The 15,789-nt window shown below is 73.1% G+C and carries 15 protein-coding genes; 7 read left to right on the forward strand and 8 right to left on the reverse strand.

Going from position 1 to position 15,789, the window contains the following annotated elements; all coding sequences use genetic code 11:
* Nucleotides 1-1,137 (reverse strand): xylulokinase (gene xylB, locus UWG_RS0102905; RefSeq protein WP_016905705.1); only part of this gene is annotated, 1,137 nt, incomplete at its 3' end.
* A 194-nt stretch (nt 1,138-1,331) separates the two neighbouring features.
* On the opposite strand from xylB, the gene xylA reads away from it, so the two are divergent.
* The gene (gene xylA, locus UWG_RS0102910; RefSeq protein WP_016905706.1) at nt 1,332-2,498 is read left to right on the forward strand and encodes a xylose isomerase; all 1,167 of its coding nucleotides are present in this window, start codon (nt 1,332-1,334) and stop codon (nt 2,496-2,498) included.
* Nucleotides 2,499-2,560: 62 nt separating this feature from the next.
* Here the strand turns inward: xylA and UWG_RS0102915 are convergent, their stop codons facing one another.
* Nucleotides 2,561-3,610: a sigma-70 family RNA polymerase sigma factor gene (locus UWG_RS0102915; protein WP_016905707.1), complete on the reverse strand. Its 1,050-nt coding sequence runs from the start codon at nt 3,608-3,610 to the stop codon at nt 2,561-2,563.
* A 118-nt stretch (nt 3,611-3,728) separates the two neighbouring features.
* Nucleotides 3,729-4,613: a YceI family protein gene (locus tag UWG_RS0102920; RefSeq protein ID WP_016905708.1), complete on the reverse strand. Its 885-nt coding sequence runs from the start codon at nt 4,611-4,613 to the stop codon at nt 3,729-3,731.
* A 517-nt stretch (nt 4,614-5,130) separates the two neighbouring features.
* Between UWG_RS0102920 and UWG_RS0102925 the strand changes: the two genes are divergently transcribed.
* Nucleotides 5,131-5,724: a hypothetical protein gene (locus tag UWG_RS0102925; RefSeq protein ID WP_016905709.1), complete on the forward strand. Its 594-nt coding sequence runs from the start codon at nt 5,131-5,133 to the stop codon at nt 5,722-5,724.
* Between the two features lie 352 nt (nt 5,725-6,076).
* Nucleotides 6,077-6,877 carry an SGNH/GDSL hydrolase family protein gene (locus UWG_RS0102930; RefSeq protein WP_016905710.1) on the forward strand — a complete coding sequence of 267 codons (801 nt, stop codon included), beginning with the start codon at nt 6,077-6,079 and terminating at the stop codon, nt 6,875-6,877.
* A gap of 115 nt (nt 6,878-6,992) precedes the next feature.
* On the opposite strand, the gene UWG_RS0102935 is transcribed toward UWG_RS0102930, so the two are convergent.
* Together UWG_RS0102935 and UWG_RS0102940 are read right to left on the reverse strand one after the other, a co-directional pair.
* Entirely contained in the window at nt 6,993-8,312 is a 1,320-nt protein-coding gene (locus UWG_RS0102935) for an SWIM zinc finger family protein (RefSeq protein ID WP_016905711.1), read from the reverse strand.
* Complete coding sequence (locus tag UWG_RS0102940; protein WP_016905712.1) at nt 8,309-11,050, reverse strand: DEAD/DEAH box helicase; 2,742 nt, start codon at nt 11,048-11,050, stop codon at nt 8,309-8,311. Before UWG_RS0102940 ends, UWG_RS0102935 begins: the two co-directional genes overlap by 4 nt.
* Before the next feature lie 291 nt (nt 11,051-11,341).
* Between UWG_RS0102940 and UWG_RS0102945 the strand changes: the two genes are divergently transcribed.
* Both UWG_RS0102945 and UWG_RS0102950 read left to right on the forward strand, forming a co-directional pair.
* Complete coding sequence (locus tag UWG_RS0102945; protein ID WP_016905713.1) at nt 11,342-11,524, forward strand: hypothetical protein; 183 nt, start codon at nt 11,342-11,344, stop codon at nt 11,522-11,524.
* 2 nt (nt 11,525-11,526) lie between these two features.
* Nucleotides 11,527-11,871: a hypothetical protein gene (locus UWG_RS0102950; protein ID WP_016905714.1), complete on the forward strand. Its 345-nt coding sequence runs from the start codon at nt 11,527-11,529 to the stop codon at nt 11,869-11,871.
* Here the strand turns inward: UWG_RS0102950 and UWG_RS0102955 are convergent.
* Complete coding sequence (locus UWG_RS0102955) at nt 11,868-12,635, reverse strand: hypothetical protein (protein WP_016905715.1); 768 nt, start codon at nt 12,633-12,635, stop codon at nt 11,868-11,870. The genes UWG_RS0102950 and UWG_RS0102955 overlap by 4 nt on opposite strands.
* Nucleotides 12,636-12,887: 252 nt before the next feature.
* Between UWG_RS0102955 and UWG_RS0102960 the strand changes: the two genes are divergently transcribed.
* Nucleotides 12,888-13,409 carry a GNAT family N-acetyltransferase gene (locus UWG_RS0102960; RefSeq protein WP_016905716.1) on the forward strand — a complete coding sequence of 174 codons (522 nt, stop codon included), beginning with the start codon at nt 12,888-12,890 and terminating at the stop codon, nt 13,407-13,409.
* Nucleotides 13,410-13,419: 10 nt separating this feature from the next.
* Here the strand turns inward: UWG_RS0102960 and UWG_RS0102965 are convergent, their stop codons facing one another.
* Nucleotides 13,420-14,025, reverse strand: coding sequence for a class I SAM-dependent methyltransferase (locus UWG_RS0102965; protein WP_016905717.1), 606 nt, complete (start codon nt 14,023-14,025; stop codon nt 13,420-13,422).
* A gap of 169 nt (nt 14,026-14,194) precedes the next feature.
* On the opposite strand from UWG_RS0102965, the gene UWG_RS0102970 reads away from it, so the two are divergent.
* Nucleotides 14,195-14,584: a roadblock/LC7 domain-containing protein gene (locus UWG_RS0102970; RefSeq protein WP_016905718.1), complete on the forward strand. Its 390-nt coding sequence runs from the start codon at nt 14,195-14,197 to the stop codon at nt 14,582-14,584.
* A 284-nt stretch (nt 14,585-14,868) separates the two neighbouring features.
* Here the strand turns inward: UWG_RS0102970 and UWG_RS0102975 are convergent, their stop codons facing one another.
* The gene (locus UWG_RS0102975; RefSeq protein ID WP_016905719.1) at nt 14,869-15,762 is read right to left on the reverse strand and encodes an acyl-CoA thioesterase; all 894 of its coding nucleotides are present in this window, start codon (nt 15,760-15,762) and stop codon (nt 14,869-14,871) included.
* Nucleotides 15,763-15,789: the final 27 nt, after the last annotated feature.

A 15,789-nucleotide genomic window follows, 5' to 3' on the forward strand; every position in this document is an offset into this window, starting at 1 on the left:
GTTGAGGACGCGGTCGAGCGCCTGGAGAAGGGTGAAGACCGCGCCGTCGTATGCGGCCTGGAGGAGCTGGCCGCCCGAGGTGGCGTGGCGCAGGCCCGTCAACAGCCCCGTGGCGTAGGGGAAATCGGGGGTGCGCTCGCCGTCGAGGAAGGGGAGCAGGACCGTCTCGCCTGCGGGGTCGACCGCCTCGCGGTCCCTGCCGAGGAGTTCGGCGACTCTGTCCACGGCGAGGGTGCAGTTGAGGGTGCAGGCGAGCGGGAGCCAGTCGGCGCGCGCGTCGGCGAAGCCGGAGACGGTGCCGCTCGGGTCGGTGGGCCGGTGCGGTGAGACGGCGTAGACGGTGCCCGAGGTGCCCAGCGAGACGACGGGGCGCCCCGGGCGCAGGCCGAGGCCGAGCGCTGCCGCCATGTTGTCGCCCGTGCCCGTGGCGACGAGGGTGCCCTCGGGCAGGCCGCTCGGCTCCCACCCCGCCACCTCGCCGACCGTCCCCGCGGCCTCTCCCGGGGCGAGGACCTCGGGGAGCAACTGCGGGTCGAGTTCGGCGAGTTCGAGGACTTTCTCGTCGTACGCCTGCTGCGCCGAGGACCACCAGCCGGTGCCCGAGGCGTCGCCGCGGTCGGTGACGGCCCGGCCGGTGAGGCGCTCGGTGAGGAAGTCGTGCGGGAGGCGGACGGCGGCAGCGGCGGCCGCGGCCTGCGGCTCGTTCTCCCGGAGCCACGCCCACTTGGTGACCGTGTACGCCGGCAGCGGGACGCTTCCGATCCGCTCGGCCCACTCGCCGGGCCCGCCCAACTCGGCCACGAGACGGTCGCGTTGGGGTGCGGAGCGCACGTCGTTCCAGAGCAGGGCGGGCCGCACGGGCACGCCCTGCGCGTCGAGGGTGACGAGCCCGTGCTGCTGGCCGGCGACCGAGACGGCCGCCGCCTCGGCCGCGGCGGGTCCGCACTGTGCGAGCGCCTCGCGGAGCGCCTGCCACCACTCCTGCGGATCGCTCTCCCTGCGCTGGTCCCCTGTGACGGTGTGCGCCGCCTGGCCACGGGCGACGACGTCGCCCGTACCGGCGTCGACGACGAGCACCTTGGTCGACTGGGTGGAGCTGTCGACTCCCACGACGAGCGGCCCCTGCGGTGCGGTCATGGTCTTTTCCCTCTTCCCCGGCTGCAGATGCTGAGCGCATACTAGTTTGTTAGAAGGCATTACTAATCGGCGCGAGCGTTCAACTACCGCCCCTGCCACGCCAGTAGGGACTCCTGCTCGCTCGAACCGGGTTCATGACACGGCATCACCGACGGAGCGGGAAACCGTGCCGCTCCGCGGCAAGAGAGGACGCGATGAACTACCAGCCAGAGCCGGCGGACAAGTTCAGCTTCGGTCTGTGGACCGTGGGATGGCAGGGGCGGGACCCCTTCGGCGAGGCGACGAGGACGCCGCTCGAACCGTCCGAGGCGGTGCGGCGGCTCTCCGGTCTCGGGGCCTGGGGCGTCACCTTCCACGACGACGACCTCATCCCGTTCGGTGCGACGGAGGCCGAACGCGACGGCTGCATCAAGAAGTTCAGGCAGGCGCTCGACGCGACCGGCATGGTCGTCCCCATGGCGACCACCAACCTCTTCGGGCACCCCGTCTTCAAGGACGGGGGATTCACCTCCAACGACCGCGCCGTGCGCCGCTTCGCGCTCCGCAAGACGATGCGCAACATCGACCTGGCGGCCGAGCTCGGCGCCGAGACGTACGTCGCCTGGGGCGGCAGGGAGGGGGCCGAGTCCGGAGGGGCGAAGGACGTGCGCCTCGCGCTCGACCGTATGAAGGAAGCGTTCGACTTCCTCGCCGACCACGTCGTGGAGCAGGGCTACGATCTCCGGTTCGCGATCGAGCCGAAGCCCAACGAGCCGCGGGGCGACATCCTGCTGCCGACCGTGGGCCACGCCCTCGCCTTCATCGACCGGCTGGAGCGGCCCGAACTCTTCGGCGTCAACCCGGAGGTGGGCCACGAGCAGATGGCCGGCCTCAACTTCCCGCACGGGATCGCCCAGGCGCTCTGGTCCGGCAAACTCTTCCACCTCGACCTCAACGGGCAGACGGGCGTCAAGTACGACCAGGACCTGCGCTTCGGCGCGGGGGACGTGCGGTCCGCCTTCTGGCTCGTCGACCTGCTGGAACGAGGCGGCTACCAGGGGCCGAGGCACTTCGACTTCAAGCCCCCGCGCACCGAGGACTACGACGGTGTCTGGGACTCCGCCGCCGGATGCATGCGCAACTACCTCATCCTGCGGGAGCGCGCAGCGGCCTTCCGCGCCGATGCGCGTGTCCAGGAGGCGCTGCACGAGGCGGGCCTGGAAGAGCTGGCCCAGCCCACCCTGGCGGAGGGCGAGACACCGGCCGCGCTCCTCGCCGACCGCTCGGCCTTCGAAGAGTTCGACGTCGACCGGGCGGCGGCGCGCGGCATGGCCTTCGAGCGCCTCGACCAGCTCGCCATGGACCATCTCCTCGGCGTCTGACCCCCACCGCGACGACCACCCGGCTCCGGGCGGCGCGGCCCGCGCCGCCCGGGACGGCGACCTCACGGCGCCTCCCGGAGCGGGGGCGCGTCGCCGAGCGGGCTGCGTGCGGAGTCGAGGGCGGCCGGGAGACCGCACTTGGCGAAGAGCCGGGTGTCGAAAAAGGCGGCGACGTGCACCACTCGACCCTCGCGGAGGTTCAGCACCTGGAGATGGAAGGGGCGGTAGGAACCGTCAGCCTGGAGCCTGTAGAGCCCGAAGGCCGGCTGCCCGTTGGCCGAGGTCGGCACCATTGCGCCCTCGCCGGGACCGAGCGGGCACTGGGCGGCGATGAGCCGGAAGAGCCGCTCCCGTCCGCGCACCCACTCGGGGAACGGCGGCATCTCCCAGACGACCTCCTCCTGGAAGAGGTCGGCGATGGCCCTGACGTCCGCCTTCTCGAACGCGGCGGCGTACCGCTCCAGACGTGAGCGCAGGCGCGGGTCCGTGGGTTCGGAGAGTTCCTCCTCCATCGGGGCGACGTCCTGGAGTTGGGCTCTTGCCCGCTGGAGAGCACTGTTGACCGCGGCGGTGCTGGTGCCGAGGAGCTCTGCGACCTCGCCGGCGCGCCACTTGAGGACGTCGCGGAGGAGCAGCACGGCGCGCTGCCTCGCCGGAAGGTGCTGGAGCGCTGCGACGAGCGCGAGCCGCATGCTGGCGCGCCCCGCGACCACGGACGCGGGATCGCCCGCGGGTGCCTGCCCGAAGAGGGCGTCGGGCGCCGGTTCGAGCCAGGGCACTTCCGCCGACTCGGCGACGGGACGCTCCGGGTCCTCGACGGGGGCGCCGAGGCCCGTGGGCATCGGGCGTCTGCCGCGCTGTTCTATGGCGGTGAGGCAGGCGTTGGTCGCGATGCGGTAGAGCCAGGTGCGCAGCGAGGAGCGGCCTTCGAAGCGGTCGCCTGCGCGCCATGCGCGGAGGTAGGTGTCCTGGACGAGGTCCTCGGCGTCGTGGACCGAACCGAGCATCCGGTAGCAGTGCGCGAGGAGTTCGCCGCGAAAGGGCCGCGCCTGCTCCAGGAGCTTCTCGCGCGCCGCCGTCCCGCACGCCGGTGCCTTCACCGTCTCCGCCATCGTTTCGCCTTCCGATCGGACCGTCGGAGACAAGTGTGGCGCCCACCACTGACAACGGGCGGGCCGGCGGAGCGGAAGCCAACCCTCCGCTCCGCCGGGGCACTTCGGCCGCCCGCGTTCACCGCACGGCCGCCGCCTGGACGCACTGCACGTCGAGCTCGATCCGGATCGTGGCGCCGACGACGGCGATGCCGGCCTCCAGCATCTTGCGCCAGTTGAGCGTGAAGTCCTCCCGATGCAGCTCGGTGGAGGCGGCGCAGGCCGTGCGCAACTCCCCCTCCATGCCGGTCCCGACGCCGAGGTAGCGCGTGTCGAGCTGCACGTTGCGGCTGACGCCGTGGAGGTTGAGGACGCCCTGCACGGTCCACCGGGAGCCGCCGCGGTGCACGAACCGCTCGCTGGCGAAGTGCAGATACGGGTAGTTGGCGGCGTCGAGGAAGTCGGACGAGCGCAGGTGGTTGTCGCGCGCGGGGACGTTGGTGTCGATGCTGGCGGCCTCGATGGCGACCTCCATGAACGACTGCTGCGGGTCGGGGCCGACGAGGAGCCGGCCCTCGAAGGCGTTGAACCGCCCGTGCACCTCGGCGAGTCCGATGTGCCGGGCGATGAAGCGCACCGAGGTGTGCGCGGGATCGATCCGCCACTCGCCGGGCTGCGGCAGTCGGGGAGCGGGCGCGACGTCCATGGTGGCGGGCGGGAGCGTGGTCCGCTCGTCCTGCTCGACGAGGACCGAGGTGCGAAGCGGCTCGAACCCCTCCGCCGCCACGGAGAGTTGGTACGAGCCGGGTGGCAGCGTCGCGGTGAAGATGCCGTTGGGGTCGGTCCGCCCGCGCGTCGCCTCTCTGCCGTCGGGCCCGGTCAGCTTCGTGCGGGCGCCCGGGAGCGGGAGGCCGACCGGGTCCTGCACGAAGAGGTCCAGCGCACCGCAGCCGTGCGGGAGCGTGGCGAGCGCCCGGGGAGCGGTGCGACGGGAGCGACGGGTGGGGAGGAAACGCAGTGCCATACGCTCCATGTTGCCAGTCGCACCGCACAGGTGAACGATCGGGAGGTCCGGCCTGACCGCACGTGCCCTCTTGCGGCCCGTGTGCGTGGGGTGTCACGGAATCACCACTTCCCCGTCACGTGGCGAAGTACGGGCGTTTCAGGGCGGGTTGGATCCGTGGCATCGTGAGTTCCCCGGGGCGCCGACCAGTTGGTGCTGTCCCCGGAGTCCGCGGCGCGCGGTGACCCTCGACGGTCCTGCGCGCGCCGAGCGTTGACCCAGGGTGTACGCACAGGTGGTGAGGGCGACATGACACAGTGGTGGCATGACGATGCCGCCTCCACCGCCCACTCCACCACCCGGACCGCCCGGACCGCAGGGCCCGCCACCGGGTGCGTACGGCTCTCCCGGAGCACCGCCGCCCGGACCGCCCGGCGGAGGCTTCGGCCCCCCGGGCTCCGGCGGGTTCGGACCACCCGGGAGCGGCTCAGGTTGGCCGCCGCCCCCGCCGCCCGGCGGAGGGGGCGGCAAGGGCAAGGTGGTCGCGGCGATCGCGGCGGCGGCTGTCGTGGTCGTCGCGCTGGTGGTCGCGGGTGTCGTCGTGCTCTCGGGAGGGGGAGACGACGACAAGGCCGACGACAAGCCGAGCCCCACGGTGTCGGAGAGCTCCACCCCGCCCGAGGAACTTCCCTCGGACGACCCGGCCGACGACCCGTTGGACGATCCCGCGACCGAGTTCCCCGAGGACGAGCCGTCCGACGAGCCGAGCAGCGACCCCAGCAACGTTCCGCTGCCGTCGTGGCTGCTGCAGGAGGGCGACTGCTTCGACCTCCCCGACGACGACACCGGCGGCAAGGTCCTGATGCGCGAGTGCGACGAGTCGCACTACGGCGAGGTCGTCAAGCGCGTGAAGATCGAGGGGAATTACGACACCGACTCCGAGGTGCGCAAGAAGGCGTCGTCGCTCTGCGAGAAGCCGCTGCGCGACAAGGGCAACAAGCAGGACCCGGGGAAGGTGAGCCGCACCCTCGTGAGCTATCCGAAGGCGGCCGGCGTCGACTCCGGGATCAACTACGTCACGTGCAGCCTCACCGCCGCGGAGGGCAAGAAGCTGAAGGAGCCGCTCCGCTAGGCGCGTTGGCGGCCTGAGCCGTCGACGTCCCCGTGAGACAGAGGGATTGGCAGCCGCGGCACGGGAAACCTCCCGTGCCGCGGCTTTTTGACGTTCACTCACGGGCGTTCTCTCCCGACGCTACACGTGTAGAAATCTTGAAAGCGTGGGATCGATCCCGCTAGACGCTCCGAGGTGATCCGTCGCGTGCGTCGCCCCAACGGGCGGCGCAGCGCTGCGGGTTCGTCGGGTCCGTCGCGCTCGTCGGGTCGTCAACGGCGGCGTGCGGCCCTGACTTGGCATGAACATGCCTTCATCTCATCGGCGCCGCACGGCACCAGACCGCCTCCTCCAACCCCCCACCGGAGGTCCCATGAAGTGCTGCAGACTCGCCGCCGCCCTCTCCGCGGTGGCCGCCCTCCTCGGCCTCTCCCTCGCGGGAGCGGCCTCGGCCCAGGCCCAGTCCGCGGCGACCGGCTACGTCGCCCTCGGCGACTCCTACTCCTCAGGGGTCGGCGCCGGCGACTACGATTCGGGGAGCGGCGACTGCAAGCGCAGCGCCAACGCCTACCCGCAGTTGTGGAACGCGGCCAACTCGCCTTCCTCGTTCGACTTCACCGCCTGCTCGGGGGCGGTGACGACGGACGTCATCAACGACCAACTGGGCCCGCTCGACGACTCCACGGGGCTCGTCACGATCAGCATCGGCGGCAACGACGCCGGCTTCGCCGACGCCATGACCACCTGCGTGACCTCCGGCGAGAGCGCCTGCATCGAACGCCTCCAGGAGGCGAGGGACTACATCAGCGGCACGCTGCCCGGAAAGCTCGACGCCGTCTACGACGCCATCAGCAGCAAGGCGCCCTCGGCGGACGTGGTCGTCCTCGGCTACCCGCGGATGTACGAGCTCGACGGGAACTGCGCCGTCGGCATCAGCGAGAAGTCCCGCGCCGCCGTCAACGACGCCTCCGACGACCTCAGCGACGTCGTCTCCGGCCGCGCCGGGGCGCACGGCTTCCAGTACGGCGACGTGCGTCCCCACTTCACCGGCCACGAGATCTGCTCGGGAGACGAGTGGCTGCACAGCGTCACCGTGCCGATCGGTGACTCGTACCACCCGACGGCCGCCGGCCAGTCCGGGGGCTACCTCCCCGCGCTGGAGGCGCACGCCTGACGGACGCGCCCCGGCTCCGATCGGCGCACGGGCGACCGGAGCCGTTCACGGGGGGCACGGGACGCCGCGGGTCGCAGAACGCGCCCGCGGCGTCCCTGCGTTCGGCTGCCCGCTGTCAGCCGAGCCGTGCCGCGTCCTCCGCCTCGGCGGCGGCGACCGCGTACGCCGACGCGCAATCGTGCTCCGGGCCTCCAGCGGGCCACCAGTCCCCGTCCACCTGGCGGTAGGGCCACCAGCGTCCGTCCGGCGCGAGCCGCAGTTGCACCGACGCCCATGTCCAGCGGTTCCCTTCGACCGAGTCGGGCTCGGGCGACGCCTCCGCCTCCAACCGGGCTCGCGCGGAGGCGAGTTGCTCCGCGCCCGGCTGCCAGGGCCGCTCCAGTACGGCGAGTCCGTCGGCGCCGCCCGAGCGCCACGCCGCCACCGCCGTGGCCAGCTCTCGTGCGGTGCGACCGCTGCCGGCCGCGAGGCGACGGGTGACCTCCGGGCGCGTGCACGCGGCCGCGAGCCGTACCGCGTCGGCGTCGGCCGTGGGGGCCTCCGGGAGGGGCTCCGAGGCGTGGCCCGGCGCGAGGGCCGCGGCGAGCGCCTGGTGTGCACGCCTCGTCGCCGCGTCGAGCACGTCGGCGAGCGCCTCCGTGTCGAGCTCGTGCGCCGGCGCCCCCTCCAGAAGCGGCACTTCACCGGGAGCGCCGGGGAGCGCCGGGGGCGCGGGGAGCGGCGGCACCACCACGCCGAGTGCGAACACCTCCTGCGCGGGGACGCCTTGGGGTGCGGCAGTGGGGGAGGGGGCGGCTGCGGCGCGGCGGTGGAGCTCCTGAAGGAGCGTGCGCCGGCTACGGCCGCGGAGCAGGAGCAGCGCGAAGGGGTCCTGGTCGAGGAGCCTCGCCGTCTGGTAGCTGAGCGCCGCCGTGTGCGCGCAGTGGTCCCAGGCGCCGCAGGCGCACTCCGGTTCGAGATCGCCCACGCCCGGGAGGAGTTCGACGCCGGCGCTCTCCGCGTCCTCCACGAGGCGGGGCGGCATCTCGCCGTCGAGCAGGGCGGCGAGGTGGCCGCCTTCGGCGGTGAGGACGTCGCAGAGCCGGTCCCACTCGGCCGCGTCGAACTCGCGCAGCAGGACGTCGGCGCGGTGGGCCGAGCGATCGGTGCCGTGCACGACAGCGGTGATCCGTCCCGAGCGGACCGAGACCGCCCCCACGGCGCCCGCCCTGGCGACCCGCTTGCCTCGCTTGAGCTGTTCGGTGTCGAGCGCCGTCTGCTCCAGCGCCTTGAGCCAGCGCAGCCCCCACCACGTGGTGGCGAACCCGCGTCCGCGGGCCGGCGGCAGCGGAGCGAAGACCGACTCGCACTCCTCCTCGGTGCCTTCCGGCACGTCGGCGAACTCGTCCTCTGCCGCGGAGTGTTCGTCCCCCCGTCCGGATACTGCGTGCGTCATCGCTCCTCCTGCCTCAAGGCGACCAGTTCGGCGAGTTCCGCGTCGGTGAGTTCGGTGAGGGCCGAGGCGCCTCCGCCGAGCACGGCCTCCGCGAGCGCGCGTTTGCTGCGCAGCAGCCGGTCGATGCGGTCCTCCACGGTGCCCTCGGCGACGAGCCGGTGCACCTGGACCGTGCGGTGTTGGCCGATGCGGTGTGCCCGGTCGGTCGCCTGCTCCTCGACGGCGGGGTTCCACCACCGGTCGTAATGGACGACGTGGCCGGCCCTCGTCAGGTTCAGGCCCGTGCCCGCCGCCTTCAGCGACAGCAGGAAGACGGGGAACGCGCCGTCCTGGAAGGAGCGCACCATCTCCTCCCTGTGCCGCACCGAAGTACCGCCGTGCAGCAGGCGGTTGGGGACGCCCCGCCGGTGCAGGTGGCGTTCGAGGAGCCGCGCCATCTGTACGTACTGCGTGAAGACGAGGACGCCGGCCTCCTCGGTGAGCAGGGTGTCGAGGAGTTCGTCGAGGAGCTCCAGCTTCCCCGAGCGGCCCGCGAGTTCGGCGTCTTCCTGCTTGAGGTACTGCGCCGGATGGTTGCAGACCTGCTTGAGCGACGTCAGCAGCCCGACGACGTGGCCGCGCCGCGCGAGCCCGCCGGAGTCCGCCACCCGCGCCAGCCCTTCGCGGACCACCGCCTCGTAGAGGCCCGCCTGTTCGTCGGTGAGCGCGACGGTGCGGTCGGTCTCCGTCTTCGGCGGAAGCTCGGGCGCGATGCCCGGGTCGGTCTTCCGTCGGCGCAGCAGGAACGGGCCGACGAGGCGGCCCAACCGCTCGGCCGCGGCCGGGTCGCCGCCCGCCTCCACGGCGTCGGCGAAGCGGCGCCTGAAGGTCCCCAGGCGCCCCAGCACGGAGGGGCAGGCCCAGTCGAGGACGGCCCACAGCTCGGTGAGGTTGTTCTCCACCGGCGTCCCCGTCAGTGCCACCCGCGCCTGCGCGGGCAGGGTGCGGATCGCCTTCGCGGTGGCGGAGGACGGGTTCTTGACGTGCTGCGCCTCGTCGGCGACGACCAGGCCCCAGTCGACGCCCGCGAGTTGCTCGGCGTCCCGGAGGAGCGTGCCGTAGGTGGTGAGGACGAAGCCTGCGGCGTCCGCGAGTGCCCGCGAGGCGCCGTGGTGGCGGCGGACCGGGGCGCCGGGGGCGAAGCGGGCGATCTCCCGCTGCCAGTTGGCGAGGAGCGAGGCCGGGCAGACCACGAGGGTGGGGCCGCAGGTCGCGGGGTCCTGCTGGCGGTGCAGGTGGAGGGCGACGAGCTGGACGGTCTTGCCGAGCCCCATGTCGTCGGCGAGGCAGCAGCCGAGGCCGAGCCCCGTCATCCTGGAGAGCCAGCCGTAGCCGCGGAGTTGGTAGTCGCGCAGGGTGGCGGCGAGTCCGGGCGGGGGCGGGGGAGGGCCTTCGCCGTCGCCGTGCTCCGGGTCGGCGAGCAGGCGCCGCAGCCGCTCCAGCGGACCCGCGGCCTCGACGGCGTACTCCTCGCCCCCGACCTCCGCCGTCCCGCTCAGCAGCGCGCCGAGCGCCTGCGGTGGCGTGATGGAACCGGAGGCGCGTTCCGTGCGCCGCCTCGCCTCCTCCGCCCGCTGCGGGTCGACGAGCACCCAGGTGTCCCGCAGCCGCACCAGCGGACGGTCGGCCTCGGCGAGCCGATCCAGCTCGCTCCGGCTCAACTCCCGCCCGCCCACGGCGAACCGCCACCCGAAGGAGAGCAGCGCCTCGGCCGAGAGCAGCCCGCTTCCCGGACCGCCGCCCGCACCTTCCGCTTCCGCGGAGCCGACGACAGCGCTCACCTCCAGCGAGTGCGGCAGCTCGCGCGGCCATTCCACGCACACCCCGGCGGCCGCGAGCCCGCGCGCGGCCGCCGGGTCGAGGAGCTGCACGAGCTCTTCCTCGGCGAGTTCGACGGAGTCGGGGACCGCCGCCCGCAGAAGCGGTCCGAGTGCGTCCCAGGCTCTCGCGGCCCGACGCAGCGACAGCAGCACCGTTTCTCGGGTCCCCGGTCCGAACGCGCCCGGCGAGGCGTCGCCCTTCCACACCGACGGGGCGTCCGCCTCCACGCCGGGCTCCGTCCTGCTGCGCAGCCGCACCGTGCACCGGAGGCGTGGCGCGGCCGCGGCGTCGTCGAGTCCCTCCGCTTCCAGCCGGAGGACGACGTCGACGCCGCCTTCCCGCCCGGCGGCGACCGACTCCGCCCACTCGCGCAGGTGCGGTACGTGCTGGGGCTCGGGTGCCGTGAACGCGGGGTCGCCGGCGGCGAGTCGGGCGGCCGGGGTGCGGGGGAGGGTGTCGGCGACGGCGTCGAGGAAGGTGCGGAGCGCCTCATCGGGCGAGGTGACGCGGAGCGGGTCGCTGCCGGGAAGCGGGAGCGCGTGCGCGGTCGGCGGCATCAGCGCGGTGAGTTCGTCGAGGCGCGCGGCGGGGAGCGGTGCGAAGCGCCAGACGTCCCGTCCGGCGGCGTCGACGTGCGGCAGCAGCCTTCCCCGCGCGGCGAGTTCGAGGGCGACGAGCGCGGCGGCTCCCCAGAAGCCGGCGCCGGCGGTGCCGCCGGCGGCACGGGCGCGGGTGAGGAGGGGAAGCGCGCGGTCGACGGGGAGGAGCAGCGCCGGGACGGCGGTGGTGCGCACGGTGCCGTGCTCGTCGGGGAGGGCGACGGTGAGGGGGGCGGTGTCGGGGCCCACCGGGTCGTTGCCGGGGTGCCAGAACGCCATGCGCGCGGTGCGCGGAGGCTCCCCTTCCGGCGCGGGGACCACGACGGCGGCGGCGTCGAGAAGGCGTGAAGAGCCGGGGAGTCCGGGAGCGGGGGCAGGAGCAGAAGGGTGCGGCGCGGCCGGTCGCTGGTCCACGGTCGTAGTCCACTCCTCAAGTTTGACTAGCCTGGTGCGGGCGGCTGACCGTACCCCATCGGCGAGTCGAAGCCCAACGCTTCTCGAGGGAACGCTTCGGGGACGGATCGCGTTCAATGGAACAGGGGGAAGTACGCCCCCTGAGGAGGGAGAAAGATGACCAACCGAGGCAAGATCGCCCTCGGCGGCGTCGCCGTCGGGCTCCTGCTGTGGTGGCTCACCTCGTTCTGGATCGCGCTGCTGGTGATCGTCGGCGTCCCCGCCGTCGCCTACCTCGCGCTCGATCCCTCGCAGCGCAAGCGGCTGCGGCGAGTGAGCCGCAAGGAACTCGGCAGGTAGTCGTGCGGAGCGAGCAGGACGAAGCAACCGGTAAGCGGCTCAGGGACCTGCCGCGCGTCGTGCGCCTGGCACACGCCGCGCTCCCCGTGGACGCTCTCGACAACGGCCGCAACAAGTGGGCGGACTGGACGCCTTGGCGCCTCATGCTCGGGCTCGCCGTCCTCCTCGGCGGGGTGCTCGCGCTCCTCGACCCCGAGGGGCAGACGGAGTGGTGGATGCGGGGCCTCGGCGCCGCGGCGACGGCCGTCGCTCTCCTCTGGTTCGGAGCGCTCGCGCAGGGTTACCGGCAGTTGAGGAGCGCGGCTGCCGCCGAGTCGGAGGGGGAGCGGCTCACGCCCACGGCCTAGAGGGCGGGGCGCAGCGCCAGGCCGTCCAGACCGGCGAGCAGCTCGGGCAGGGCCGTCCCGCGGCCGACGGGCAGGACCTCGCCCGGCTCCTCGTCGAGGAGGACGAACGCGATGTCGTCGGTACGTGCGACCATGCTCCAGCCCGGGCCGTCGGCGCGCAGGGTGCGCGCCTCCCCGGAGGCGAACGCCGAGCGGACCCGACCGGGCGGGGGCGGCGTCTCCAGGTAGTCGCGCGCCTCGCCCAGCACCTCGCCGAGCCGCCCCCCGGGGCCGTCGCCCTCGGCGGCGAACTCCACGCTGCCTTCGACCTCCTCGCGCCACTCCGCCCACCTGAGCGCTATCTCGTCGGCGCCCAGCCGGCGCTGGGGCGCGCCCCAGGTGCCGGTGTCCGGCGGAGCGAGCGCTTCCTCGGCCTCCTCGGGGTCGTGCGGAGCCGGCATGCCCGGGGCCGCGACGGCGACGTCGAGTGGCCAGCCCGGCAGTACGGCGGTGACCACCTCCTCGCGCGGGGAGAGGTCGTACTCCATGCCGCAGTCCCAGGCCGCGACGGCGCAGGCGACGTCCGTCACGTCCTCGGTCGCCACCGTCCAGCGCGCCCCGTCGCCGTCCTGGGCGAGGATGAGGCCGTAGCCCTCCGCGTACGGTTCGAGCCCCAGGCGTCCGCAGGCCGCCGGGTAGTCGTCGCCGAGGACGCTCGGGAACTGCGCGGGGGTGAGCAGCAGCGCAGTGAGTACGTAGAGGGGTTCCTCCTCGGTCGCTTCCACCGCACTCCCTTTCCGGACGAGGCTCCACACGGCACGCCACGGCCTCCTGCCGCGGCACGCCGTCGATCAAGGGAACGTGCCGCGCGGCGCGGCCCGTCCGCCAAGGCACCTTAGCGGCAAGGCGGTTGGGCCGACAGCCTTCCAGCGGCACGAGGACCCCGTCCCAAGTGCGGGAACCCTCGGTAACGGTACCGGCGGCAGCACGTCGGGAAACCGGATGACGGGATCGACTCGACGTGCTAAGCCTGCGCCATGGAAGACCTCTTCACCGACCGCCTTCAGCTCCATCCCCTCAGCCGCACCGAAGCGGAGCAGCTGCTGGCCGGGGTCCCCTCCACCCTCTGGCATCCCGAGTACCCCTCGACGGGGGACGTCATCGCCGCCCGCCGCCTCCTGCTCGACGTCGAACCCCCGGAGCGCTGCGCCCCGTTCGGCACCTACGAGGTCCGCCTGCGCGCGGACGGGCGGGCCGTCGGAGGGGCCGGCTTCCACCGTCCGCCCGACGCGCAGGGGCGCGTCACCATCGGCTACGGGCTCGTCTCCGCCGTCCGCGGCAACGGGTACGCGACGGAGGCACTGCGGGCGCTGATCGCGCTCGCGCGGAGGTGCGGCGCGACGGCCGTCGAGGGCGACGCCGATCTGGCGAACGTGGCGTCGCAGCGCGTGATGCTCCGCGCCGGGATGAGCGACGTGGGTGCCGATGAAACGGTGCGCTGCTTCCGGATCGTCTTCGCCGAGGGGGCGGCAGGCCCGGGAGCCGCCGACGCCGCGTGACGCGGCGCGCTCACCCGTCCCTGACGGCGAGTGCGAGGTAGCGGTCGTCCTCGTCCGTGTACGAGCGCAGGCGCCAGCCGGCGGCCGCCAGCAGCGGGCGCAGGCGGTGCTCGGCGCGGAGGTCGTCGCCGTCGAGCCGGTGGCCCTTGCGGGCGGCGAGTGCGGCGCGGCCCACCGGGTGGAAGAGGGCGAGCCTCCCTCCCGGGCGTGCGACGCGGGCGAGTTCGCGTAGGTCGTCCGCAGGCGAGTGCAGGTGCGAGAGGAGCCCGGCCGCGAGGACGGCGTCGAAAGTCCCGTCGCGGAGGGGGAGTCGGGAGACGTCGGCCTCCAGCAGTGCGCCGTGTGCGGCGCGGTCGGAGGCGACGGTGAGCATCTCTGGCGTCAGGTCGACGCCGACGACGGTGCCCTCGGGGCCGACGGCGGCGCGCAGCGGCGGCAGTGCCCTGCCGGTTCCGCAGCCGGCGTCCAGCGCCGAGTCGCCGGTGGCGAGGGCGAGTTCGGCTACGGCTGCGGCATAGGCGGGGCCGTCGTCGGGGAACCTCGCCTCCCAGCGTGCGGCGCGTTCGGCGAAGAACGCGCGGACCGACTCCCGGTCGGGACGTGTGCGCTGCGTCATGATCGTTATCTTCCCGGACGAACTCGGTGTGCGCCAGGGGCGGTTGGTATATGTCCGTGTCCAAGTCCGTGCGGACAGTAAGCGAACTCCTGGCACTCCGATGGTTGCCCACAGTGCGCTCGTGGGTAAGGGTGGCTCGTCAGTTGCCGCGGAGAAGGGGGCCTCGGGGATGGCGCTGAATACGGGACTCGACTGGCTGCTCGACGATCTGACGCAGCGGGTCTCCTCGGTACGCCATGTGCTGGTGCTCTCCAACGACGGGCTGGTGACGGGCAGCAGCCAGACCTTGGAACGGCAGGACGCCGAGCACCTCGCCGCCGTCTCCTCCGGCCTGCACAGCCTCGCCAAGGGCTCGGGCCGGCACTTCGAGGCCGGCCGCGTGCGCCAGACGATGATCGAGTTCGAGGAGGGCGTCCTCTTCGTCACCTCTGCCGGTGAGGGAAGCTGCCTCTGCGTGCTCACGGGACCGGGCGCCGATCTCGGGCACGTGGCGTACGAGATGACCCTTCTCGTCAACCGCGTGGGTGAGCACCTCGGTGTGGGGGCGCGTCAGGAGTGACGCGCGGGGCGTCTTCGGGCGTCCGCTTCTCAAAGCCACCGGAGTGCACGGCGGGCGTCTCGAAGGCGCTGAGCTGGGTGTTTCCTCGTGTTGTCGGTGGCCCGACGAGAGTTGTCCACAGGGTCGAGCGCGATGACTCGCTCCGGGCTACCTTTGGCGCTGCCGCCGTCCGAAGGGGACGGCGCGGAACGGGGGTTCGGCATGGCGCGGCAGCGGACACGGCAACAGGGGCCGGTGGGTGCCCGGCGGAAGGCGGTACAGGTGGACGCCGCCGGCGTGCGGACTCAGCTCTGCGAGCCGCCACCGGTCTCGCGGAGCGGGCGGAAGAGCCCTTCCTGGGTGACGGAGATGGCGAGTCCGCCTTCCCGCGTGAAGATCTGGCCGCGCGCCAGGCCCCTCGCGCCGGTGGCGATGGGTGACTCCTGCTGGTACAGGAACCAGTCGTCCGCCCTGAACTGCCGGTGGAACCACATGGCGTGGTCGAGGGAGGCGAGATCGAGCTTGCGCTCTCCCCAGAGCGGTTCGACGGGGATGCGCACCGCGTCCAGCAGTGTCATATCGCTGGCGTAGGTGACCGCGCAGGTATGTACGAGCGGGTCGTCCCCCAGCGAGCCGATCGCTCGCATCCACACCGCGCTGCGCGGCTCCGCACCCGCCAACTCGTCCTCGCTCCAACGCAGTCGCTCCACGTAGCGGATGTCGAACGCCTGCCTGCGGGCCATGCGTTCCAGCCGCTCGGGGAGGCTGCCGATGCGTCCCTTGATCTCGTCGACGAGCCGCGGCAGCTCCTCCGGGGGCGGCACGTCCGGCATCGGCATCTGGTGCTCGAAGCTCGGCTCCGGCCGATGGAAGGAAGCGGTGAGGTTGAAGATGGTCCGCCCCTCCTGCACGGCGACCACCCTGCGCGTGGTGAAGGAGCGCCCGTCCCTGACGCGCTCCACCTGGTACACGATCGGCACTCCCGGGCGGCCGGGGCGCAGGAAGTACGCATGGAGCGAGTGCACCGGACGCTCGGGCTCCGTCGTGCGCCCGGCGGCCACGAGCGCCTGGCCCGCCACCTGTCCGCCGAAGACACGCTGGAGGGATTCGTGCGGGCTGCGTCCGCGGAAGATGTCGAGGTCGATGCGCTCCAGGTCGAGCAGGTCGACGAGGCGCTCGGCCGGGCTCTGGTCGGTCACGGTCTCGGCTCCTTCGCACTCGGCGCG

The sequence above is a fragment of the Streptomyces xiaopingdaonensis genome (assembly GCF_000262345.1).
Taxonomy (GTDB): domain Bacteria; phylum Actinomycetota; class Actinomycetes; order Streptomycetales; family Streptomycetaceae; genus Streptomyces; species Streptomyces xiaopingdaonensis.